Consider the following 20,716-nt stretch of genomic DNA (forward strand, 5'->3'; position numbering starts at 1 on the left):
AATGCATTGAATGTATAGACAGGATCAAACCGGCCAAAGCGGCGGTTCGTCCATCTGCGCGATCTGCTCGCGTAACTCCAGGATGCGCTGCTCCCAGTAATGGGCGGTACCAAACCAGGTGAAAGCAGCGGGAAAGGCAGGATCGTGCCAGCGCCGCGCGAGCCAGGCGCTGTAGTGAAGCAGCCGGAGGGTCCGCAAGGCCTCGATCAGATGGAGCTCGCGGCTGGGGAATTCGCAGAAGTCTTCGTAGCCGGCCAGAATATCGCTCAATTGGCGCACCTGGTCGGCGCGCTCGCCCGACAACAACATCCACAGATCCTGGATCGCCGGTCCGCTGCGGCTATCGTCGAAATCGACGAAATGTGGTCCGGCGTCGGTCCACAGGATATTGCTCGCGTGGCAATCGCCATGCAGACGCAATTGCTTGACCTGGCCAGCCCGATCGAAGCTTCGACGCACACCGTCGAGGGCTTGCCTGCTGACTTCGCGATAGGTATCGCGCAAGTCCTGCGGGAGAAAGTCGCTGGCCAGCAACCAGGCCACCGGCTCTTCGCCGAAGCTGGCGATATCGATGGCCGGCCGCGCGATAAAGGGCCGCGTGGCGCCTTTCGCATGGATGCGGCCAAGAAAACGGCCTAACCATTCCAGCACCGCGGGGTCGTCCAGTTCCGGGGTGCGGCCACCGCGGCGAGGAAACACCGAAAAAGCGAAACCAGCGTGATGATGCAAGGTCCGGCCACCGATCTCCAGCGCACCCACCACCGGAATCTCGGCGGCGGCCAGTTCGGCCACGAAGGCATGGTCTTCGAGAATTTGCGCGTCGCTCCAGCGCGCCGGCCGGTAGAACTTGGCGATCAGCGGCGGGCCATCGTCCATGCCCACCTGGTAGACGCGATTCTCATAGCTGTTCAGCGCCAACAGGCTACCGCTGACGGGCAATTCAAGCGATTCGAGGGCTTGTAACAGGCAGTCCGGCGTCAAGCCGGCATAGGGGGGAGCATTCATGCCGCCATTCTAGTGCAGGGCGGCGTCCCGGCGTTGATCGTCTTGCGGCCGGCTCACTGGTAGCGTGACAGGATGCGCGCCAGGGTGCCGTCGCGCCGCAGCTGCCGCATGGTGGCGTCAAAGCGCGCCATGATGTCGAGATAGCGCGATTTCCGGCCTATGCACAGATGCAGCGAACGTTCAGCCACGCGGTTCAGCGCCTTTACCTGGCCATTCAGCTTAAGGACACGCAGGTAGTAATTCACCACGGTCGGGCTATCGGGCAGCACGTCGATCCGGCCAGCCACCAGCATGCGCAACAGCGGTTCCACGGTGGGGTTGCGATCGATCTCCATGCCGGCCAAATGCTCATCGACCCAATTGTTGCCATTCAGCGAACCTATACGGAAGGGTTGCAGTTGCGACGGTTTGTCGACGCGGGCCAAATCCGGCAAACGGGGATGATTGCTGGCGGTGTACAGCACCACACTCCAGTCGGCCATCGGCTGCTCGCTGATGACCGTGTACTGACGGCGCCGTTCGCTGGGATAAGCCACGAAGGCATCGGCCACACCCTGCTCCACATACAGCTGGGCGCGCGCCCAGGGCAGTATCTCGATGCTCAACGGCACCTGCATGCGGCGGGCAATGACTTCCTGCAATATCTCTACTTCCAGGCCCTTTGGCCCTTGCTCGCCCATCCAGCTATAGGGCGCGTATTCCGCTAATACCACGCGAAACGGCGCGGCCGAAACCGTGGCGGCAAGCAGTAGCCAGATGAGCGGGATAAGCCGGAACATGGTCGAGTGGGATCTAAGCGCCTGCCCTCAGCATAGACGGGAATCCGCGGCGCATTGCCCGGCTTCCCGCGAGCCGGGTAGCCGGGCACCACGCTTGCCACGCCACCGATACGCGCGGGCGTAGTAAGCTCACGCCATGTCTTCCGCCTTTTTCGCCCGCCCATTCAGCGTCGTTGCCCTGGCCAGCCTGTTGGCCGCTTGCGCCACCCAGCCCATCGCGCGCGCGCCCGACAACGGCCTCACTCCGCCGATCGCCACGGTCGAACCGGGTATGCAGACGACCGCCGAGCCGCCGCCCAACCCGACGACCACAACACCCGCCATACCGGTCCCGGTCAAACCACCGCCGGCCATCACGCCAGGCTGGGCCGATGCACGCCAGGGCCGTGCCTTGTTGGCTCGTCTGCTGCCGACCGGCATCCCAGAACGGGCTGCGTGGATCCACGATATTTTCAGCGCCTTCGAAGCGCTCAAAATCCCCTATACCGCCGAGTATTTCTGTGCCGCCAGTGCGGTGATCGAGCAGGAGTCGAGCTGGCAGGCCGACCCGGTGGTGCCGGGCCTGGGCAAGATGGTTTGGGGGCAGATCGCGGCCAAGGCCAAGTCCCATGGCGTACCCTTGCCGCTGGTGCAGGCGGCCATGCTGCTCAAGTCGCGGGACGGGCGCAGCTACAAAGCGCGCATCGACGGACTGAGGACCGAGCGGGAGATGAATGTCTTGTTCGAGGAAATGACCGACGAGGCGAGCCGGCGCGGCTTGCCCCTCACGGTGCAAAACCCCATCCGTACCGGCGGTCCCATGCAGGTCAGCGTGGAATTCGCCAATGGCCATGCCCGCGTCTGGCCCTATCCCTATCCGGTCAAGGACAGCATCCGCCACGAAGTCTTCAGCCGTCGCGGCGGCCTTTATTTCGGCATCGCCATTCTGCTGCACTACCGGGTGCCCTACGACAATATGTTGTATCGCTTCGCCGATTTCAACGCCGGTCGTTTTTCCAGCCGGAATGCCGCCTTCCAGGCCGCCATCGTCAAGCTCGGCAAGCGAAAGATCCCCTTGGATGGCGACCTGCTACGTTATGAAGGCGGTAGACCTAGCAAGCAAGCAAGCGGCTCACTGCTTGCCATACGCAAACTCGCCGGGCAGCTGCGGCTGAGTTCGGCCGAGATCGAACGCGATCTCGCCCTGGAGAAGGAAGGCGGCTTCGATCAAACACCGCTGTACCGCCGGGTGTTCGAATTGGCCGATGCAGCTGGCCACGCGCCGCTGGCGCGGGCGGTATTGCCGCAGATCAAGCTGAATAGCCCCAAGATCACCCGCAAGCTCACGACCGAATGGTTCGCTCGCCGGGTGGATGGACGCTATGCCAGCTGCCTCCGCCGCGCCGGCTGACGGGGGCCGGGGAGATCACTGCGCCTGCTTGCGCCATAGCTGGATATACTTGGCGATCAACGCATCCATCAGTTTTTCCCTGGCCAACTTATGCATCGCCTTGGCGATGCGTCCGCGCATCTCGCCGGTATTGCACACCGAGCGGTGCGACATGGTCAGCAACAGATCTTCATTGCTGATGGCGGTCGAAGCCGCCTTCAGCCCCTGGATATTGAGTTTGGCGGCATAGGCCAAGCCGGGCGCTTCCTCATAGATCATGTATTCGCCCCGCCCCACGGCCAACATCTTGAGCGCGCTTTCCACGCTGGCAACCTTGTAGATATCCAGGTGCTTCTTGGCATAACCATCGAAAGCGTCGCCAAAGCTATTGTTGATCACGGTGATGCCATGCAGCGGCACCAGATCGGACCATTTGCGGTATTCGATATGCTTGTCCGCACGGGTCCAGATGACCGTTCGGGTATCGCGGATGGGCGGCTGGAAATAGTCCATATATTCCAGCCTGGGTAGCGTAAAAAACGCCCCGGCGATCAAATCCACCCTGCCCTGCCGCACCTCTTCCTGCACCCGCCCCCAGGGGCCGGCGAACTTGACCACGATGGGCGTACCGATCTCCTCCGCCAGCCGCTGCATCAGCTCGGCATTGGCACCGATCAGACGGGTTTCGTCGGCCGGATCCCGCCATAAGAAGGGCGGGTATTCCGGATTACCGGAAGCGATCAATTGTTTACATGGCGGTACCGGCGCGGCAACAGCACCCGCAAAGCAGATCCCGCCCAGAAGGAAAAGTCCGGGCAGGAATTGAAATGATTTTTTCGACAGTCTTTGCGCTGACATAGCGGTACAACCTTGCGGAAACTGATCGACTGCCTACCAGTCTAGGCGATGGGACGAATTCCAGGCAATTCTCCCCGCGCCTGAGCTGCGGACAGCCGACGCCACGCTGAATGCATATTCGGTACAGAGCAAGAAAATACGCTCGTCATAGCGATTCAGCTTGCATTCATCGCCAAGCCGCACAATGGCGTCCATCAACAGGCCAGATCGGCCAATCAATCTTGGGAGCGCTTTAAAATGAACAAATCCATGCTGGTCGGCGTAGTCATCGGCGGTGCGAGTGCCTTGTCGATAGGCGCGGTAGCGGGCTACCAAGCACTGAAGGGTCCTGAGTTTGCTGAAATCATGCAGGTGTCCGCGGTGCACGAAACCGTGAAAACGCCGGAAACGACCTGCAAGCAAGTGCAAGTGAGCCATAAGGCCGCCGTCAAGGATGAAAACCGCATCGCCGGCACCGTTATCGGCGGCGTGCTGGGCGGCGTACTGGGCAACCAGGTCGGCGGCGGCAACGGCAAGAAACTGGCCACCGTGGCCGGCCTGGCGGGCGGCGCTTATGCCGGCAACCAGGTGCAGAAGAATATGCAGGAAAAGGACCGCACCTACACCACCGAGCAGCGCTGCAAGACCATCACCAAGAGCCACGACAAGGTCGTCGGCTATGACGTGCAATACCGTCTGGATGGCAAGCTGGCCGTGGTCCGCATGGCGCAACCGCCCGCCAACAACCGCATCCCGGTGGAAAACGGCCAACTGGTACTGAACCAGGTCGTACCGACAACTACCGTCCCGGTCGTCAACAACTGATACGCGGGACGCGACAAACTATTTCCTCCCTATTGGGCGCCTATGGCGCCCTTTTTTAATGCTAATTGGCGCCTATGGCGCCCTTTTTTATTACCAGCTGGCACCTATGGCGCCCTTCTTTATACCAATTGGCATCTACTCCTCCAACGCTACCCACGCCTCCCCACGCATCAGCACCCGCGCGCTGCGAACCAGGCGAGAGACTGACACGCGCTCACCATCGAGCACCGTCTCGATCTCGTTCACGCCGCCGGGATGGCCGAAACGCAAGGGCCGCGTACCTAGCGGCCCACCCAGCAAATCCGCCACCAGCGTACCTGGCAAGGCCGCCGCGGCGGCCAGGGCGATAGTGCCGGTGCCGGTAAAACCGTGATGAAGCTTGCCCATCGAAACGATGCGCGCCAACAAGTCCAATCGTTCGCATTCGACCTCACGGCCGTCCGAGGCAAGGAAGGCGGCCGGCGGCGCGATCCAGCACAACTTGGGATTACTCGGCCGCTCGCGGCTGGCCTGGGCCGGATCTTCCGCCAGGCCCATCCGCACCGTTGCGTGCGCCCGTATGGTTTCCAGCCTTTGCAACAGGGCTGTCTCGCTATTGAGCGCAGGCGTCTCCAAAGCCGTCAGTCCCAATTCCTCGGCACGCAGAATAATCAGGGGGTTCCCTGCATCGATCAAGGTCGCCTGCAGTTCGCCAATGCCCGGGATACTTAGCCTATCCATGGGCCGGCCGGTGGGAAAAAGGGCGCCTGCCGCCCCGCCGGCTGGATCGAGAAAATCCAGCTTGATCGGCGCGGCGGGAAAAGCCAGGCCATCCAGCCGAAATTCGCCTTGCTGTGCCGGCAGGCCATCGCGCATGGGCAAGGTCGCCACGATGCGCTTGCCGGTATTCGCCTGCCAGATCCTCACCGTCGCCAGTCCATCCGCCGGACCGGCGAGCAGGCCTTCCAACAAGGCAAACGGCCCCACCGCGGCTGAAAGATTGCCGCAGTTGCCCGACCAATCTATCGAACCGTCGCGAATGGAGACATGTCCAAATAGGTAATCCACATCGCAATCGACCTGGCTGGATTTCGATACCAGCACCACCTTGCTGGTGGACGAAATTCCGGTCCCCAGGCCATCCATCTGCTTTTCGTATGGGTCGGGGCTGCCGATCAGGCGCGCCAGCAGACGGTCGCGCAAGCCGGTATCGGCCGGCAGGACATCCGCCCGGAAAAACACCCCTTTGGAAGTGCCGCCGCGCATCAGGGTAGCGGCAATGCGATAAAGCGCCATGGCCGAGCTAATCCTTGCCCAACAGCATGGCGCTGGCCGCCCAGGCGATCAGGCTGTACACCAGGGCGCCGATGATGGCGCTACCGAATCCAGGCACGCTGAAGCCCTTGACCACTTCGGCCACCAGCCAGAAGCAAAAGCCATTGATGACCAGCGTGAACAAGCCCAGCGTCAATAGATTGACCGGCAGTGTGAGTATCAACAGCACCGGCCGGATCAAGACATTGACCAAACCCAGCACCAGGGCGATCACCAGGGCAGTGGTAAAGTTCTCGACCTTGATGGAGGGCATCAGATAGGTGAGCAGCAACAGGCTGACGGCATTGATCAACCAGACGGCAAGCAGGTTCATGGCATTCCTTCGAGATAAGGGATGAGGTGGATCGTACACGAAGGAATCGAACATCTCTTGCAGTAACCGGCGTGCCCATGGCGGGCACGGCAAGGCTCAATTGTCCTGCTGATCGTAGGGTGCCCCCGCCTCTTGCAACACCTTCTTCACCGCCGCCAATCTAGCCTGCCTCACCGCGTCAGGGATCTTCGCCTTGTCGCTGGCCGCTGTCGCGACGGCGCCGGCATCGACTTGCGCTGCCGCGTCGCGGCAGGCCAGCAAGTGGTCGGCCTGGGGATAAGCCACGGCCTCGAATGTGGGCCGGCCGCGCGCATCGGCAACACAGGCATCCAACATGCGGGCGAATCGAGCGGGTTTGCGTAGCGCATCGCAACGAGTCAGCAGCTCCAGTACCGTGCTTGCACGCAATTCCTGGGCACGATGCACCAGGCCATGTTCGCGGCACACCATGATGGCCAACTCGCGGCAATCATTGGGCGCCTTGATGCGCTCGCAGAGCGATTCCACCAGGCTGACGCCGGCGCCTTCGTGCCCGAGATGGCGCGGCCACTCCTCCGGCGGGGTGCTGCCCTTGCCCAGGTCGTGGCACAGCGCGGCAAAACGGGTGTCCAGCGGCCAGCCTTGGGCCGCCGCGTAATCGAGCACCCGCATGACGTGGTCGCCGGTATCGATTTCCGGGTGCCATTTGGCGGGCTGCGGCACGCCGAACAGCACATCCAGCTCCGGCATCAGCCGAGCCAGTGCGCCGCATTCGCGCAGCACCAGGAACAAGCTGGAGGGCTGATCTTCCATCAGCCCCTTGGCCACTTCCTGCCAGACACGCTCGGGTACGAGGTGATCCACTTCCCCCAAGGCCACCATATCGCGGCAGAGCGCCATCGTTTCCGGCGCCACGGCGAAGCCGAAGCGGGCGGCGAAGCGGGCAAGCCGGAGAATACGGACCGGATCCTCGACAAAGGCGGGGCCGACATGGCGAAGGGTGCGCCGCTCCAGGTCGGCCTGGCCGCCATACGGATCGATCAGTTCGCCATCCTCATCTTCGGCGATGGCGTTGATGGTCAAATCGCGCCGCGCCAGATCGTCTTCCAGCGTGACGTCGGGCGCCGCATACACGCTGAAGCCCTTGTAACCGCGGCCGGACTTGCGCTCGGTGCGGGCCAAGGCATATTCCTCCTGGGTGCGGGGATGCAGGAAGACCGGAAAATCCTTGCCGACCGGGCGAAAGCCCGCCGCCAGCATCTCGTCCGGGGTGGTACCCACCACGACATAGTCGTGGTCCTTTACCGGCAGGCCGAGCAGCTGATCGCGCACGGCGCCGCCCACGATGTATATCTTCATGGCTAATCTGGATTAATTTGCTTGAGGATCATTGTACCGCCTCCTGCAAGTCCTAGAATTGGCAAGTGCCACCCCGGCCCGAGGCGGCAGCGCGATGTTACGCGCACCCCATATCGCAGCGGAGAAGCCCATGCGCATTGCCCAGGACATTACCCAGTTGATAGGCAACACTCCGCTGGTGCAGCTCAACCGGGTCTGCGCCGGCTTGGCCGCGCGATTGGTACTGAAGCTGGAATTTTTCAATCCTTCGCATAGCGTGAAGGACCGCATCGCGGTCAGCATGATCGATGCCGCCGAAGCAGCCGGTACCTTGCAGCCGGGCGATACCGTGGTGGAACCCACCTCGGGCAATACCGGCATCGGCCTGGCCATGATCTGCGCCGCCCGTGGCTATAAATGCGTCTTGACCATGCCGGAAACCATGTCCAAGGAAAGACGGACTCTCTTGCGGGGCTATGGTGCGGAGCTGGTGTTGACGCCGGGGCCGGAGGGGATGACCGGCGCGGTGAATATGGCGCGCGAACTGGCGGACAAGAACGGCTGGCACATGCCGCAGCAATTCGAAAACCCGGCCAACCCGGCCATCCACCGCGCCACCACGGCCGAAGAGATCTGGCGGGACACGGATGGGCAGGTCGATATCCTGGTCGCCGGCGTGGGTACCGGCGGCACCATTACCGGCGTGAGCGAAGTCATCAAGGCGCGCAGGCCCGGGTTTCGCACCATCGCGGTCGAACCCGCCGCCAGCCCGGTACTCAGCGGTGGCACCAAGGGGCCGCACCCGATACAGGGCATAGGCGCAGGCTTTGTGCCGGCAGTGCTCAATACCGCTTGCTACGACGAGGTGATCCAGGTCGGCAACGACGACGCCTTTTCCATGGCCCGCCGCCTGGCGACGGAGGAAGGCCTGCTGGTAGGCATTTCATCCGGCGCCGCCGTCTGGGCAGCCTTACGGGTCGCCGCCCGGCCGGAACATGCCGGCAAGCTGATCGTGGTGATCATTCCTTCTTTCGGCGAGCGCTATCTTTCCACGGCCTTGTTCCAGGGTCTGAGCGACTGACGCAGCCACTGCGCGGATTGCCCTGGGCCGAGAGGGATGGGCGGTAGACAAAATAATATTTCTTGAATATAATAATCTTTGAATTCAATGACATTCGAATCATTGCTTCTGCTTGCTCGCGCGGTTTCTACCAATTAAATAGGAAGTTTCATGAAGTTACGTCTTGTCGCCACACTCGCCACTTTCGCTGCTCTGTTGACGGGTTGTGCCGTAGCGCCGCAATTGCCGGTACCCATGGCCCCCGATACCCTGTCCGCCAAAGGCGGCCGGATTGGGGTGGCAATGAGCGCGTTGCCTGCCACGGAGACCAGGTTCCCGGGGACGGGCTGCTTGCTGTGTATAGCGGCGGCCAGCATGGCCAATTCCAAGCTGACGACGCACACCAGGACGCTTGGTCCTGAGGATCTGCCCAAGCTGAAGCAGCAAGCAGCGGAGTTGATCCGCAAGAAGGGTGCCGAAGCGGTGATCATCGAGGAGCCGTTGGTGGTGAGCGACCTGCCCTCCGCATCGCAGAAGGGCCCCAATCAATCGCTCAAGGACTTTACGGCACTCAAGGCCAAGTACGGTGTGGACAAGCTCGTTGTATTCGAAATCCTGTTCCTGGGCATGCAGCGGTCGTACTCGTCCTACATTCCCACCAGCGACCCCAAGGCGACGCTGTTGGGCTTCGGTTATCTGGTCAACCTCAGCAACAACTCCTTCGAATGGTTCGCACCCGTCAATATCGTGAAAAGCAGTGAAGGTGCCTGGGACGAAGCCCCGGCCTTTCCTGGCCTGACCAATGCCTACTACCAGACCGTGGAAGCAGGCAAGGACGCCTTCCTGAAGCCGCTCGCCGACTAAGGCACGAACGAAGTGGGGCTATGCGCCACGCCTGGCCCCATTGTCCAATCGAATTCAGGGATGTTTTCCACATGTTGCAAATGATACGAAACGCAAGGCTTTTGACCAGCCTGGTGGCCTTGCTTTGCGCGCAAACCGGCTTTGCGGCCGATGCGGTGCCGGTCAATCTACCGAAGCCGGTGTTGCCGGAGATGTCCTGGACATTGCTGCTGCCCAAGGACCAACTGGTTCAATTCGGAGGCAGGGTCAATATGGATGCCGCGGGCGTGAACCAGACCCAAATGCTTTACCCTTCCGGCGGGGCCGGTGCCGCCGGTTTCTTCGCGGCTATCCTCACGCACGCCTTGGTGACGGATGCCACCAAGCGGGCGCAAAAGACCAAGCTGCAGCAAGAGGCCGACGTAGTGCTGAAGCCTTTTGCCGATGTGCTGGGGGGCTTCCAGCACAGCGAGTTGATGCGGCTGGCTTTGGCCAAGACCACCAGCGGCAGCCAGCGCCGTCTGGCGAATATCGACGAGCAGGCCGGCAAGGACTGGCGCGTTGCCAGCGCACCTGCCTTCTTTATGACCCAGGACAAGCGCAGCCTGGTGTTGGACAACCTGGTCGCGGTCGTTCCACCTGGGATGGGCGAGAAGGATGCCTACCAGGTGACGGTCAGGGTGGTTTCCTCGGCGCTGAGCGGCGACGGCCTGGACGAACAATGGAACGGCCAGGGTGGCGAGCGTTTGAAAGCCGAAAGCGCGGCCATGCTGGCGCAGTCCCTGGATTTGGCCTTGGCGGATATCGCCGGCATGATGGCCAAGGGCAGCGGTACGCAAAAGTCCGTTCGCTATTTGGAAGGTAGCTCGGAACGCGTCGAGCGCGGCGAACTGCTGAAGGAAAACTGTGGCCGCAGCGTATTGCGGACACTGCGCGGCGCCTTGATGTCGGTGCCGACCTCGGCGGGCGCGGAAAGCCAGCCATGCGAGCAGAAGCTGGCGACGGCAGGCGTAGCGGGCGCGTAGGCCGCAGCTTCCCCCTGCTGTCGGCGCTTGCTTAGCCCAAGCGCCGGCGCGACAGTTTATCCAGAAACCAGGTCAGCCCCAAGGCCGCCACGGTCAGCCCCACCACCAGGGCGAGCCAGAAGCCGCGGGCTGCCATGGGCTCGGCCGGGCTCAGGGGGAACCAGGCAGGCGCCAGCCCCAGCACGCAGCCCAGGGGCAGCGAGAATCCCCAAAAGGCGGTCATATGGATGATCATCGGCGGACGGGTCACCTTGTAACCGCGAATGGCGCTGCTGGTCGAGACCTGGGTGGCGTCCGAGAGCTGGAATAAGGCGGCGAACACCAGCAATTGCGCTGCCTTGGCGGCCACCAGCGCGTCGCTGGTATAGGCGGCGGCGATCTGCTGGTTGAATAAGGCGATAAAGCCGGCCGAGACAATGGCAAAGGCCAGCGAGGCGCCCACGCCCACCCAGGCACGAAAACGGGCGGCATGCGGATCGCCTTCTCCCAGGGCGTGTCCGATGCGGGTAATCAAGGCCACGCCCATGCTGAGCGGTACCATGAATACCAGCGAGGAAAAATTCAGGGCGATCTGGTGCGAGGCTACTTCGGCCGATCCGAATTCGGCCACCAGCAGGGCAATCAAGCCAAATGCGCTGGCCTCGGCGAAATAGGTCACGCCGATCGGCACCCCGATTTTCAGCAGGGTACGGATCTCGCCCCAGTTCGGGCCTTCGTAACGATCGAACGGCCAGGTGGCACGGTAGACCGGTTCCCGGTGCATCCACCAGACCATCACCACCAGGTTGAACCAGACACAGGCCAGCGTCGCCCAGGCGCAACCCACGCCGCCCAGGCGGGGCAGGCCGAACTTGCCATAGATCAGCAGCCAGTTGACCAGCACATTGAGCAGGAGCGCGACCAGCGCGATCACCATCATGGGCTTGGTCTGGTTCAGGCTGGCGCTGTAGCCATAGAGCACGCGGAAGCAGGAAAACGCCGGCAGGGCGAAGCTGACGACCCGGAGAAATTGCTTCGCCATATCCCGCACCGGGGCTTCCAGCGTCATATGGTCGAATATCAACGTCGCCGCGTTGGCGGCCAGCAGCGCGATCAGGCCGACGCCCAGCGCCTTCCACAAGGCTTGCCGGATCACATGCGGGATTCGGCCGAACTCGCCGGCGCCGACATGGTGCGAGACGGTCGGATTGACCGACATCATCACACCCATCATGGTCACGATGATGATGGACCAGATCGATGCGCCAAGCGACACCGCCGCCAAATCCTGCGCCGATGCGTGGCCCGCCATGGCCACGTCGGCGACGGCCATGCCGACCGAGGCAAGCTGGCCGACCAGCATGGGCCAGGCCAGCTGCCATAGCGCGGTAGCTTCGGTCTTGACGGCGGGGGTAGTCAGGCGGCTGAGCGGCATAGGCGGTATCCAGCGAAATTAGCCCTACATTGTAGGGGCACGCCTTGGACACCGCTTTCGGCGGCAACAATATAAGTAGCGTCTATTAACCGCGCTCGCCGGCGATCTGGGCACGGATCGCCAGGTCGTCGCCGAAACGTTCGCTCAGCAACAGGGTGCCGGTCAGGCTCAAGCCCAGCACCAGCAAGCTGCCGTCATCGAGCCGCTGCACCTCGGCATCCAGATAAAGCGCCACCTCGCGAGCCCGTGCCAGCTTGGCATGTCGGCCCTTGCGCGCGGCCATATGCAGCCAACTGCGGCCGGCATAGCGGCGATCGAGCTGGTTGGCATCCAGCGCAGGCAAGCTGGGTACATGGTCCTGGCCGGCGTCGGCGCTGGGGGATTCAAATTCGGCGGGGCTGAGATCGAGGCAATCAAACATGGGCTTCTCCGTAAGGTTGCAACAGCGGAGCCCGGGTTCGGGCAGCGCTTTAGCGGCTTGTTTCGGTGTTTTGCACCACGCGCCCCGCAAGTTGTCGATTAAATCGGCGCGTTTACTGCTGTTGCCATACCGGCCCGGGAAAAACAAAAACCCGCTGCCGGGATAAACGGGCTAGCGGGTTTTGCGGTTGACTGCCTGTGCAGTCGCCATACCACGCTTTAGCCGTATTTATTAAGCGCCCGCAAGCTGATCGTCAAATCGGCGCTGTGAGTGAACTCTATTGCATGCAGCAAGATTTCGTCAAGTACCGTGATTTATGCCGGCGCTTTTGAATCCAGCCAGAGGGTGACGGGGCCGTCGTTGATCAGGCTGACCTGCATATCGGCGCCAAACACGCCGGTCGGCACCGGTTTGCCGATCTCGGCTGCCATGGCGGCGACAAACTGCTCGAACAGGGGTTGCGACACCGGCCCGGGCGCCGCGCCGCTCCATGACGGACGATTGCCCTTGCGGACGCTGCCGAACAAGGTGAACTGGCTGACCGCCAGCACCTCGCCGCCCACCTCCAGCACCGAACGGTTCATCACCCCTTCGGCATCGGCGAAGATGCGCAGCTTGGCGATCTTCTGCACCAGCCAGGCAATATCCGCCTCATCGTCTTCGGCTTGCGCCCCCACCAGCAACAGCAAGCCGGCGCCGATGCGGCCGATGCATACGCCATCGACCGCCACACTGGCTTGCGCCACTCTTTGCAACAGCACTCTCAAATGGCAACTTCCTGGTTATCGTTGAGGGCCAAGGCGCCTTTCACCACCCGGTACAGGGTCCAGAGCCACACGGCTGCGCAAAGCAGGATGGCGAGCGGAATACCGATAATGGTGCAGAACAAAACGCCCGCAATGATAAAGCCTACCACCGACAGCCAGAAAGTCTGGATCACGAAATCGAAATGGCTCGCCAGCCAGGTATCCCGTGCTTCGCCTCGCTTGAGGTGAGCGATGATCAAGCCGACCAGACCGGTAGGCAGGGCGGTAAACAGCGAGATGCCCAGCAGGACATAGGCCACGATAGCCAACTGTTTGAGTGATTTTTCCTGCGCCTCGACCAGGATGGTTTGCGTCATGACAGCGGCTCCTTCGTTGAACACCCGCCAAGCTTAAACAGCCGGGCAGGTCCACGCACCGGGATGGCGACAGTACGCGGTGTACACGGCTTAAACCGCATTGCCGTGCGACGGAAGGACGACGGCCATCCTGCGCGGGCGGCTTGACCGCCTCCACAGGAGACCGTCGGATACGGCTAGCACTCGACGATATTGACCGGCACTTCGACGATATTGATCGCCAGGCCGCCCCGGGCGGTTTCCTTGTACTTGGAATGCATATCGCGGCCGGTATCGCGCATGGTGCGGATGACCCGATCCAGCGAGATAAAGTGATTGCCGTCGCCGCGCAGGGCCATGCGCGCCGCATTGATGGCCTTGACCGAGGCCATGGCATTGCGCTCGATGCAGGGGACCTGCACCAGGCCACCGACCGGGTCGCAGGTGAGGCCGAGGTTATGCTCCATGCCGATCTCGGCGGCATTCTCGACCTGGGCCGGGGTGCCGCCCAATACTTCGCAGAGTGCGCCGGCCGCCATCGAACAGGCGGAGCCCACTTCGCCCTGGCAACCGACTTCCGCGCCGGAAATGGAGGCGTTGGTCTTGAACAGGATGCCGATGGCGCCTGCCGTCAGCATAAAGCGCACGATGCCGTCCTCGTTCGCGCCCGGCACGAAATTGACGTAGTAATGCAGGACGGCCGGGACAATGCCGGCGGCGCCGTTGGTCGGCGCGGTAACCACCCGGCCACCGCCCGCGTTTTCTTCATTCACCGCCAGGGCGTATAGATTCACCCAGTCCAATACCGTCAGCGGATCGCGCAAGGCGGCCTCCGGCTTGCTGGACAATTGCCGGTGCAGATCGTGCGCGCGGCGCTTGACCTTCATGCCGCCGGGCAGGATGCCCTCGGTGCGGCAGCCGCGCGTGACGCACGCCGCCATCACCTCCCAGATCGCCAGCAGCTTGCTGCGCACCTCGGCTTCGTCACGCCAGGCCAGCTCGTTTTCCAGCATCAGCTGGCTGATCGATTTGCCATGCTTTTCGGACAGCGCCAGCAGTTGCGCACCGGTGGTGAAGGGGTGGGTCAGGACCTCGGCGGTCGGAGGCTGGAAACTGCCGGCCGCCGCATGTTCATCGACGACAAAACCGCCACCCACCGAATAAAAGGCGCGCCGGTCCAGCTCCTCGCCGGCGGCGTCGAAGGCCGCAAAAATCATTCCGTTCGGGTGGAAAGGCAACGACTTGCGCTTATGCAGCACCAGGTGGACCGGTTCGTCGAACGCCACATCCTGCAGTCCCATCAGCTTGATGCGCTTTTCGGTACGGATCCGCTCGATCATGGCGGGGACGGCGTCGGTATCGACCAGTTGCGGTTCTTCGCCCTGAAACCCCAGCAGTACGGCGATATCGGAGCCGTGCCCCTTGCCGGTGGCGCCCAGCGAGCCATAGAGCTCGGCGCGCACGCTGGCGACCTTGTCCAGGATCCCGTCCCGTTCCAGGCGATGTACGAACTGCCGTGCCGCCCGCATCGGCCCCACCGTATGCGAGCTGGACGGCCCGATGCCGATCTTGAACAGATCGAAAACACTGATGGCCATGTTGTCATTCTCCATTGCGTCGCGTCGGGCGACGGCTTGTTATAGATACTACGTCCCGTTACCGGGAGGACGCCAAACCGGCTGCCCCCAAAAAATCGTCCTGGTCTGCGCTGGACAGGCGCAGGCTGGCGGAGCCTATCCGAAATGGGTAATTGGTAAGGAACTTTACAAATTTTTACAAATCGTAGTCTTGGTCGCTAACCATATCAGCATTCCATGTTTTCTTTTCATTCATCCTATTCGCAGCAGTTTGCCATGCCACTATTTCAATCCGCCCGCCTACTTGCCAAGCCTAACCGCCTTTTCGGCGGCAAGGATGCCTGGAAGTATCTGTTTCGCAGCCTGCCCATTTATCCCTGGTCGCGCCACTGGGCAAACTACCTACTCAAGCATGACAAGTTCCGCCAGTTGCTGCAGCTGCAGCCGCGCTTGCTGTTCAAGCTGCAGCGGCCGTATCTGCGCAAGGAGGTCTCCATCGAGCAGAAGTTGAGCTGGTTGCGCGAGCACTACGACTGGCTCCTGGCCCACTGGCCCTGGACCTTCCTGCACAAGCTCTATCAATTGGGCCGCATCGAGTTGGCCCGGATCGGCGGTGAAGATGGCCAGCCCGTCTATCACCTGGTGCTGCGCCCCACCGACCAGTGCGATAAGGAAGGCGACCTGATGCTGGTTCTGGAGTGCGCACACCAGCCGCTGGCCATTATTTCCTTTACCGTTCATCGTGTCGGCGCCGAGTGGGTGGTCAGCATCGGCTGCCTGCAAGGCCCTCGGCCGGAACTGGGCCGCGAGGCCGTCAAGATCGCCACCCAGCAGATGCACGGCCTGCGTCCCAAACAGGCGGTCCTGACCGCCTTGTATGCGCTTGCCGCCGGTTACGGCATCGGTCGATTGCACGCCGTCTGCAACGATAGCCATATCTACCAAACCCGCTGGCGCCGGCGCAATCGCATCGCGGCCGATTACGACAGCTTCTGGCGGGAAATGGGCGGTAGCCGAGTGGACGACAGCTTCCACCTGCCTGATCGCCTGGCCCGCAAGGCGGTTGCCGATATCCCGTCGCGCAAGCGCGCCCAATATCGCCGCCGCCATCAATTGGAAGACAGCATGATCGCCAGCCTGCAAACCGTTTTGCCTGCCTGCGACCGCAGCCGGCCGATTTTCACTCAGGCCATCATCGACCAGACCGGGCCCTCAGCCGACTGAACGCGGCACGATATAGCAGTCGAAGCGCACGCTTTCCCCTTCCAGGCTATGGGAGGGGCGCATGCCGGCCAGCAAGGGCGCGTGGCGCGGGCGCTTCACCACTACCCGGACGCTGGCCAGGGCCAAGGCCGGCGCCAGCAAGGCGTCGGCATCCTCATCCGGCCCGACCACCTGCTGGAAGGTATGCATTTCCTTCTTAGATAGGGCCGAACGGGTCTTGCTTTCCGGAAACATGGGATCGAGATAGATCACTTCCGGCCTTTCTCCCTGCCAATCGGTCAAACAGGGGGCCGCCGCGCCGAACCGCAAATGCATACGCTCGGCGATGGCCGCTACGTCGGCCAGCTGGCCGGCACGGATCAGCCCATCCGCCAATAGCGCCGCCGCCACCGGCGAACGTTCCACCATATCCACCTTGCAGCCCAGGGCCGCCAGCACAAAGGCGTCCCTGCCCAGGCCGGCGGTGGCATCCAGGACGCGCGGCGTCGCGCCACCCTTCAGGCCACAGGCTTTGGCCACCCCCTGGCCTCGTCCACCGCCATGTTTACGGCGCCAATCCGCGGCGCCCGCGCCGAAATCCACGAAGACCGGTCCGGGCGCACCTTTACCCAGACTGTGGAGGGCTAGCTTGAATTCATCCAGCACCAGGGCATGGCCTGCTTCGGGCAGCGTGCCCGCCAGGACCAGGCCATAGTGCTCGGCCAATCGATTGGCCCGATCCAGGCCGGCGGGGTGGGTGCAAAAGAGTGGAGGCAGCATAAGGGGCGAGTAGATGGACGCGGCGGCAAAGTCGGCGGTTTAAGCGAAGACCGGAACGGGGATAAGTGATTATCGCATTCCCGCCGTGTTCCAAATAACGAAACCACACCACTTTGGCGGAAGGCGGAAACCCCGCAGGGCGTGCGTAGGTATCCGTAGCTGCATTTGAAGATCCTTCACACGGTATCCGCGGAAACAACGGTGGTGAGATGCGACTGGCGATTTTCGCTTTCGTGCTCGGCGTAGTCTGGCTTCAGTGCCAGCCGGGCTTGCCCGGCGGCGGTATCTGGCTGCCGGCTACGATCCTGCCCGTCGTAGCGTATGCGCTGCGCGGCCGGTCTGCGTTGGCCGGCTACGCAGCCCTGCTGAGCTGCCTGCTGGTCGGTGCGGCCTATGCGGGGTGGCGGGCCGAATCCCGCTTGGCCGGCTGGTTGCCGCACACGCTGGAAAACCACCCCATCCTGGTCACGGGGGTAATAACGGGCTTGCCCCAATCGACCCCATTCGGCCAGCACTTCCGCTTGGCCACGGAACACCCGCCACGCGGCACGCCTTCGCTGTTGCTGCTGAGCGACTATGCTCGACCCGCCAGCGACTGGCGGCCGGGCCAGCGCTGGCGCCTGACGGTCAAGCTCAAGCGCCCCCACGGCAGTATCAATCCCGGCGGATACGACTACGAAGCCTGGTTGCTGGCCGAAGGCATCGGTGCCAGCGGCAGCGTTGATCGGCGGGCGCGGGTGGCGCTGGACGCGTTTGTTCCCACCCCCGTCCACCTGCTGCATGCCGCCCGCGCCTGGCTGGCCCGGCGTATCCGCCATGCGCTGGGCGGCCGCCCCTATGCCGAGGTGATCGTGGCGCTGGTGATCGGTGAGCAGGCAGGCATTACACCAGACCAGTGGACCCTGTTCCGCGCCACGGGCATCACCCATCTGGTCTCGATTTCCGGCCTGCATATCACACTGGTGGCGGGGCTATTGGGTGGCCTGGCAGGCTGGCTGTGGCGTCGCTCGGCACGCCTATGCCTGCTGCAGCCCGCGCGCAAGGTCGCGCTGCTGGCGGGCGTACTGGCTGCGCTGGCCTACAGCTTGCTGGCCGGCTTCTCGGTGCCGACCCAGCGAACCTTCTTTATGCTGACGGTGGCGGCGGTAGCCCTGCTCAGCATGCGCTCGCTCGCGGTGGCCGACATCTGGACCCTGGCATTGGGGCTGACGGTCGGCTTCGACCCCTGGGCGGTGCTATCCGCCGGCTTTTGGCTATCGTACCTGACGGTGGGCGCCATGCTATGGGCCCTGGCGGGCAGCGCCGGCGAACCCCAAGGCTGGCGTGCCAAGCTTTACCTATGGGGCCAGGTGCAGTGGGCAGCCACGCTGGGCTCCCTACCCTTGCTCCTGGCACTGTTCCAGCAATTTCCGCTCAGCTCGCCGCTGGCCAACGCCGTGGCCATCCCCCTGGTCAGCAGCGTGGCCACGCCCTTGGCACTGGCCGGCAGCCTGGAACCCAGCGGCTGGCTGCTCTATCTGGCGGAATGGGTATTGCAGTTCGCCTTTCGGCTGATCACGCCGCTTGCGGCGGCCACCACCCTCTGGAGCCAGGCCGCGCCGGCTTACTGGAGCATGGTGCCGGCAGCGGTCGGCGTTGCCGTGCTGCTGCTGCCGCGCGGTGTGCCGGCACGCCTGCTTGCCGGCATGCTTTTGTTGCCCGTACTGCTGCCTCGATTACCGGTACTGCCGGCCGGATCGTATCGGGTCACCATCTTCGATGTGGGGCAAGGATTGTCTGTCTTGCTACAGACGGCGGGCCACGCCATGCTTTTCGACAGCGGTACCGCAAGTGGAGGTGGGCGCGTCCTGCCAGGCGCCTTGCGCGCTGCCGGCGTGCGCCATCTGGATCTTCTGCTGCTTAGCCACGATGACAGCGACCACACCGGTGGCGCCAGCGCCGTGCTCGCGGAGGTGGACGTTGCCGGGCTGCGCGGCGTGCCTCCCCATCGCGAGACGCTACCGGCCGGTTTCCGGCTACCGCCCCGCGCGCCTTGCAGGGCGGGGGAGTCCTGGTCATGGGATGGCGTACATTTCGATATGCTCCATCCGCCTGCGCGGCAGCGTGCCGCCGCTTCGGACAATGCCAGCAGTTGCGTACTGCGTGTGCAGGGCAGCGGCGGCCGCCTTTTGCTACCCGCCGATATCGGCCGCCCCGAGGAAGCGGCCCTGCTGACCAAGGCGCCAAGCGGCAACCCGGGCGCTCAACTCAGGGCCGATGTACTGGTCATGCCCCATCATGGCTCGGCCGGGTCCTCTTCAACCGATTTTGTCGCTGCCGTTTCGCCGCGCCTGGCGGTGGCAACGGTTGGCTACCTGAATGGCTTTCGCCATCCCCGCCCCGATGTGCTCAAACGCTATGCGGCCCAGGGCAGCACCGTTTGGCGTACCGACCTGGATGGCGCGGTACGCATCGAGTTCGGCCCGCCAGGCTGGCAAGCCGAACGCTGGCGGGCGGCACATCGTCGCTATTGGTTCGAGGTGGAGGACGACAGCCGTATCGAGGCCACCACGACATTACCGGTGCCACGATAGTCGAGCGCTTCGAAGCTCATGGCGCGCGCCATCGAAATTCCGCGTCCGTTCGGGTCGAAAGCACGGGCCGGGTCAAAATCAAGATACGGCTCCCATTCGAACCCGTCGCCCTCGTCGCTGATTTCCACCAGCAACATATCGCCCTCGCGCTTGGTGACAATACGTACCCGCTTATCGCAATGCTCCGGTTCGCGCTGCATGGCTTCTATCGTTTCGCGCCAGTGGCCGGATTGCATCATGGCCTTCTTTTCGCCGTAACCCACGCCCAGATTGCCATGTTCGATGGCGTTCACCATCAATTCGGTCAAGCCCAGCACCGCCCGTTCAGGCGCGGGGGTCATCCGTCCCAGCAGGGTGGCCACGCGCTGCGCCTCGTCCAGCGTCGCCAGGCTGAACCGGGCTTCATCCAGCAGCGCCAGGCCATCCAGGGGCTGGGCGGCCACTTGCTTGACCGCGCGCCGCGCCCGGTGCTGCGCGACCGCGGCGGCGACAATGGCCAATAGCATGTCGCGCTCGAAGGGCTTGGTCAGATAGTAATAGGCGCCTGCCTCCATCCCTTCGCGCACCGCATCGGGCGAACCCACCGCGGTCTGCATCACCACCGGCAGCTCCGAAAGCTGCGGGTGTGCCTGCATGCGCTTGAGCACTTCCATGCCGTTGAGGCCGGGCATCATCCGGTCCAGCAGGACGGCATCGAAACTATCGCCTGCCTGGGTCAGTATGCTCCAGGCTTCCTCGCCGTTCAGCGCGGTTTCGATGGCGTAGCCCGCCTCCGTCAGGTGCTCGGACAGGATTTCCAGATTGAAGGGTTCGTCATCGACCAGCAATAGCGTCGAAACTGGTTTGCCGCTTTGGGCCATGCGCTTTCTCCCCGCCCTGCCGTCACGCCTTTTGCGCGGACAGGACGATAAAAGTGAATCCTGGTTCCATTGTAGGACTAGCCTTTGGACGCACTGAAA

Annotated in this window: 20 protein-coding genes; 7 read left to right on the forward strand and 13 right to left on the reverse strand. The window is 63.0% G+C overall.

Features of this window, described 5'->3' with window-relative positions; genetic code table 11:
* Positions 1–24: 24 nt before the first annotated feature.
* Both FNU76_RS06605 and FNU76_RS06610 read right to left on the reverse strand, forming a co-directional pair.
* Positions 25–1,005 carry a serine/threonine protein kinase gene (locus FNU76_RS06605; protein WP_144277443.1) on the reverse strand — a complete coding sequence of 327 codons (981 nt, stop codon included), beginning with the start codon at positions 1,003–1,005 and terminating at the stop codon, positions 25–27.
* 53 nt (positions 1,006–1,058) lie between these two features.
* Positions 1,059–1,784: a substrate-binding periplasmic protein gene (locus tag FNU76_RS06610; RefSeq protein ID WP_144277444.1), complete on the reverse strand. Its 726-nt coding sequence runs from the start codon at positions 1,782–1,784 to the stop codon at positions 1,059–1,061.
* A gap of 136 nt (positions 1,785–1,920) precedes the next feature.
* Here FNU76_RS06610 and FNU76_RS06615 point away from each other — a divergent pair, with 136 nt between their 5' ends.
* Positions 1,921–3,174, forward strand: coding sequence for a DUF1615 domain-containing protein (locus FNU76_RS06615; protein ID WP_144277445.1), 1,254 nt, complete (start codon positions 1,921–1,923; stop codon positions 3,172–3,174).
* 15 nt (positions 3,175–3,189) lie between these two features.
* Here FNU76_RS06615 and FNU76_RS06620 read toward each other — a convergent pair whose 3' ends face one another.
* The gene (locus tag FNU76_RS06620; RefSeq protein WP_144277446.1) at positions 3,190–4,011 is read right to left on the reverse strand and encodes a substrate-binding periplasmic protein; all 822 of its coding nucleotides are present in this window, start codon (positions 4,009–4,011) and stop codon (positions 3,190–3,192) included.
* A 237-nt stretch (positions 4,012–4,248) separates the two neighbouring features.
* Here FNU76_RS06620 and FNU76_RS06625 point away from each other — a divergent pair, with 237 nt between their 5' ends.
* Positions 4,249–4,815, forward strand: a complete 567-nt coding sequence (locus tag FNU76_RS06625) for a glycine zipper 2TM domain-containing protein (protein ID WP_144277447.1) — start codon at positions 4,249–4,251, stop codon at positions 4,813–4,815.
* Between the two features lie 135 nt (positions 4,816–4,950).
* Here the strand turns inward: FNU76_RS06625 and FNU76_RS06630 are convergent, their stop codons facing one another.
* From FNU76_RS06630 to FNU76_RS06640, 3 genes are all read right to left on the reverse strand, one after another.
* Positions 4,951–6,090: a 2-methylaconitate cis-trans isomerase PrpF family protein gene (locus tag FNU76_RS06630; protein WP_144277448.1), complete on the reverse strand. Its 1,140-nt coding sequence runs from the start codon at positions 6,088–6,090 to the stop codon at positions 4,951–4,953.
* Between the two features lie 7 nt (positions 6,091–6,097).
* Entirely contained in the window at positions 6,098–6,442 is a 345-nt protein-coding gene (locus FNU76_RS06635) for a phage holin family protein (RefSeq protein WP_144277449.1), read from the reverse strand.
* A 96-nt stretch (positions 6,443–6,538) separates the two neighbouring features.
* On the reverse strand, positions 6,539–7,780 hold the full coding sequence (locus FNU76_RS06640) for a multifunctional CCA addition/repair protein (protein ID WP_144277450.1): 1,242 nt from the start codon (positions 7,778–7,780) through the stop codon (positions 6,539–6,541).
* Between the two features lie 130 nt (positions 7,781–7,910).
* On the opposite strand from FNU76_RS06640, the gene cysK reads away from it, so the two are divergent.
* The 3 genes from cysK (at position 7,911) to FNU76_RS06655 (ending at position 10,687) form a co-directional block, all read left to right on the forward strand.
* Positions 7,911–8,840, forward strand: a complete 930-nt coding sequence (gene cysK, locus FNU76_RS06645) for a cysteine synthase A (RefSeq protein ID WP_144277451.1) — start codon at positions 7,911–7,913, stop codon at positions 8,838–8,840.
* Between the two features lie 150 nt (positions 8,841–8,990).
* The gene (locus FNU76_RS06650; protein WP_223879253.1) at positions 8,991–9,683 is read left to right on the forward strand and encodes a hypothetical protein; all 693 of its coding nucleotides are present in this window, start codon (positions 8,991–8,993) and stop codon (positions 9,681–9,683) included.
* A 71-nt stretch (positions 9,684–9,754) separates the two neighbouring features.
* Entirely contained in the window at positions 9,755–10,687 is a 933-nt protein-coding gene (locus FNU76_RS06655) for a hypothetical protein (RefSeq protein WP_144277452.1), read from the forward strand.
* 31 nt (positions 10,688–10,718) lie between these two features.
* Here FNU76_RS06655 and FNU76_RS06660 read toward each other — a convergent pair whose 3' ends face one another.
* The 5 genes from FNU76_RS06660 to FNU76_RS06680 all read right to left on the reverse strand — a co-directional run bounded on the left by FNU76_RS06660 (position 10,719) and on the right by FNU76_RS06680 (position 15,222).
* The gene (locus FNU76_RS06660; RefSeq protein ID WP_144277453.1) at positions 10,719–12,101 is read right to left on the reverse strand and encodes an MATE family efflux transporter; all 1,383 of its coding nucleotides are present in this window, start codon (positions 12,099–12,101) and stop codon (positions 10,719–10,721) included.
* 85 nt (positions 12,102–12,186) lie between these two features.
* On the reverse strand, positions 12,187–12,522 hold the full coding sequence (locus FNU76_RS06665; RefSeq protein WP_144277454.1) for a hypothetical protein: 336 nt from the start codon (positions 12,520–12,522) through the stop codon (positions 12,187–12,189).
* Positions 12,523–12,836: 314 nt separating this feature from the next.
* Entirely contained in the window at positions 12,837–13,289 is a 453-nt protein-coding gene (dtd, locus tag FNU76_RS06670; RefSeq protein WP_144277455.1) for a D-aminoacyl-tRNA deacylase, read from the reverse strand.
* On the reverse strand, positions 13,286–13,645 hold the full coding sequence (locus tag FNU76_RS06675) for a DUF4870 family protein (RefSeq protein WP_144277456.1): 360 nt from the start codon (positions 13,643–13,645) through the stop codon (positions 13,286–13,288). The genes dtd and FNU76_RS06675 overlap by 4 nt, the downstream gene beginning before the upstream one ends.
* A 176-nt stretch (positions 13,646–13,821) precedes the next feature.
* Positions 13,822–15,222 (reverse strand): L-serine ammonia-lyase, encoded by a 1,401-nt coding sequence (locus FNU76_RS06680; protein WP_144277457.1) that lies wholly within the window; start codon positions 15,220–15,222, stop codon positions 13,822–13,824.
* Between the two features lie 255 nt (positions 15,223–15,477).
* Between FNU76_RS06680 and FNU76_RS06685 the strand changes: the two genes are divergently transcribed.
* Positions 15,478–16,425: a VirK/YbjX family protein gene (locus tag FNU76_RS06685; RefSeq protein WP_179958378.1), complete on the forward strand. Its 948-nt coding sequence runs from the start codon at positions 15,478–15,480 to the stop codon at positions 16,423–16,425.
* Here the strand turns inward: FNU76_RS06685 and FNU76_RS06690 are convergent.
* Positions 16,414–17,184, reverse strand: a complete 771-nt coding sequence (locus FNU76_RS06690; RefSeq protein ID WP_144277459.1) for a class I SAM-dependent methyltransferase — start codon at positions 17,182–17,184, stop codon at positions 16,414–16,416. The genes FNU76_RS06685 and FNU76_RS06690 overlap by 12 nt on opposite strands.
* Positions 17,185–17,393: 209 nt before the next feature.
* Between FNU76_RS06690 and FNU76_RS06695 the strand changes: the two genes are divergently transcribed.
* Positions 17,394–19,757, forward strand: a complete 2,364-nt coding sequence (locus FNU76_RS06695; RefSeq protein ID WP_144277460.1) for a DNA internalization-related competence protein ComEC/Rec2 — start codon at positions 17,394–17,396, stop codon at positions 19,755–19,757.
* Here the strand turns inward: FNU76_RS06695 and FNU76_RS06700 are convergent.
* The gene (locus FNU76_RS06700) at positions 19,691–20,617 is read right to left on the reverse strand and encodes an ATP-binding response regulator (RefSeq protein ID WP_144277461.1); all 927 of its coding nucleotides are present in this window, start codon (positions 20,615–20,617) and stop codon (positions 19,691–19,693) included. The genes FNU76_RS06695 and FNU76_RS06700 overlap by 67 nt on opposite strands.
* Positions 20,618–20,716: the final 99 nt, after the last annotated feature.

It is taken from the genome of Chitinimonas arctica, from assembly GCF_007431345.1.
GTDB classification, from domain to species: domain Bacteria; phylum Pseudomonadota; class Gammaproteobacteria; order Burkholderiales; family Chitinimonadaceae; genus Chitinimonas; species Chitinimonas arctica.

What these genes read in the sequence shown, in the direction of transcription:
- FNU76_RS06630 (WP_144277448.1), bottom strand. Translation starts at nt 6,090, where the DNA reads ATGGCGCTTTATCGCATTGCCGCTACCCTGATGCGCGGCGGCACTTCC.
- FNU76_RS06615 (WP_144277445.1), top strand. Translation starts at nt 1,921, where the DNA reads ATGTCTTCCGCCTTTTTCGCCCGCCCATTCAGCGTCGTTGCCCTGGCC.
- FNU76_RS06685 (WP_179958378.1), top strand. Translation starts at nt 15,478, where the DNA reads ATGCCACTATTTCAATCCGCCCGCCTACTTGCCAAGCCTAACCGCCTT.
- FNU76_RS06640 (WP_144277450.1), bottom strand. Translation starts at nt 7,780, where the DNA reads ATGAAGATATACATCGTGGGCGGCGCCGTGCGCGATCAGCTGCTCGGC.
- FNU76_RS06675 (WP_144277456.1), bottom strand. Translation starts at nt 13,645, where the DNA reads ATGACGCAAACCATCCTGGTCGAGGCGCAGGAAAAATCACTCAAACAG.
- FNU76_RS06635 (WP_144277449.1), bottom strand. Translation starts at nt 6,442, where the DNA reads ATGAACCTGCTTGCCGTCTGGTTGATCAATGCCGTCAGCCTGTTGCTG.
- FNU76_RS06620 (WP_144277446.1), bottom strand. Translation starts at nt 4,011, where the DNA reads ATGTCAGCGCAAAGACTGTCGAAAAAATCATTTCAATTCCTGCCCGGA.
- FNU76_RS06655 (WP_144277452.1), top strand. Translation starts at nt 9,755, where the DNA reads ATGTTGCAAATGATACGAAACGCAAGGCTTTTGACCAGCCTGGTGGCC.
- FNU76_RS06700 (WP_144277461.1), bottom strand. Translation starts at nt 20,617, where the DNA reads ATGGCCCAAAGCGGCAAACCAGTTTCGACGCTATTGCTGGTCGATGAC.
- FNU76_RS06610 (WP_144277444.1), bottom strand. Translation starts at nt 1,784, where the DNA reads ATGTTCCGGCTTATCCCGCTCATCTGGCTACTGCTTGCCGCCACGGTT.
- FNU76_RS06695 (WP_144277460.1), top strand. Translation starts at nt 17,394, where the DNA reads ATGCGACTGGCGATTTTCGCTTTCGTGCTCGGCGTAGTCTGGCTTCAG.
- FNU76_RS06690 (WP_144277459.1), bottom strand. Translation starts at nt 17,184, where the DNA reads ATGCTGCCTCCACTCTTTTGCACCCACCCCGCCGGCCTGGATCGGGCC.
- FNU76_RS06680 (WP_144277457.1), bottom strand. Translation starts at nt 15,222, where the DNA reads ATGGCCATCAGTGTTTTCGATCTGTTCAAGATCGGCATCGGGCCGTCC.
- cysK (WP_144277451.1), top strand. Translation starts at nt 7,911, where the DNA reads ATGCGCATTGCCCAGGACATTACCCAGTTGATAGGCAACACTCCGCTG.
- FNU76_RS06665 (WP_144277454.1), bottom strand. Translation starts at nt 12,522, where the DNA reads ATGTTTGATTGCCTCGATCTCAGCCCCGCCGAATTTGAATCCCCCAGC.
- FNU76_RS06625 (WP_144277447.1), top strand. Translation starts at nt 4,249, where the DNA reads ATGAACAAATCCATGCTGGTCGGCGTAGTCATCGGCGGTGCGAGTGCC.
- FNU76_RS06650 (WP_223879253.1), top strand. Translation starts at nt 8,991, where the DNA reads ATGAAGTTACGTCTTGTCGCCACACTCGCCACTTTCGCTGCTCTGTTG.
- FNU76_RS06605 (WP_144277443.1), bottom strand. Translation starts at nt 1,005, where the DNA reads ATGAATGCTCCCCCCTATGCCGGCTTGACGCCGGACTGCCTGTTACAA.
- FNU76_RS06660 (WP_144277453.1), bottom strand. Translation starts at nt 12,101, where the DNA reads ATGCCGCTCAGCCGCCTGACTACCCCCGCCGTCAAGACCGAAGCTACC.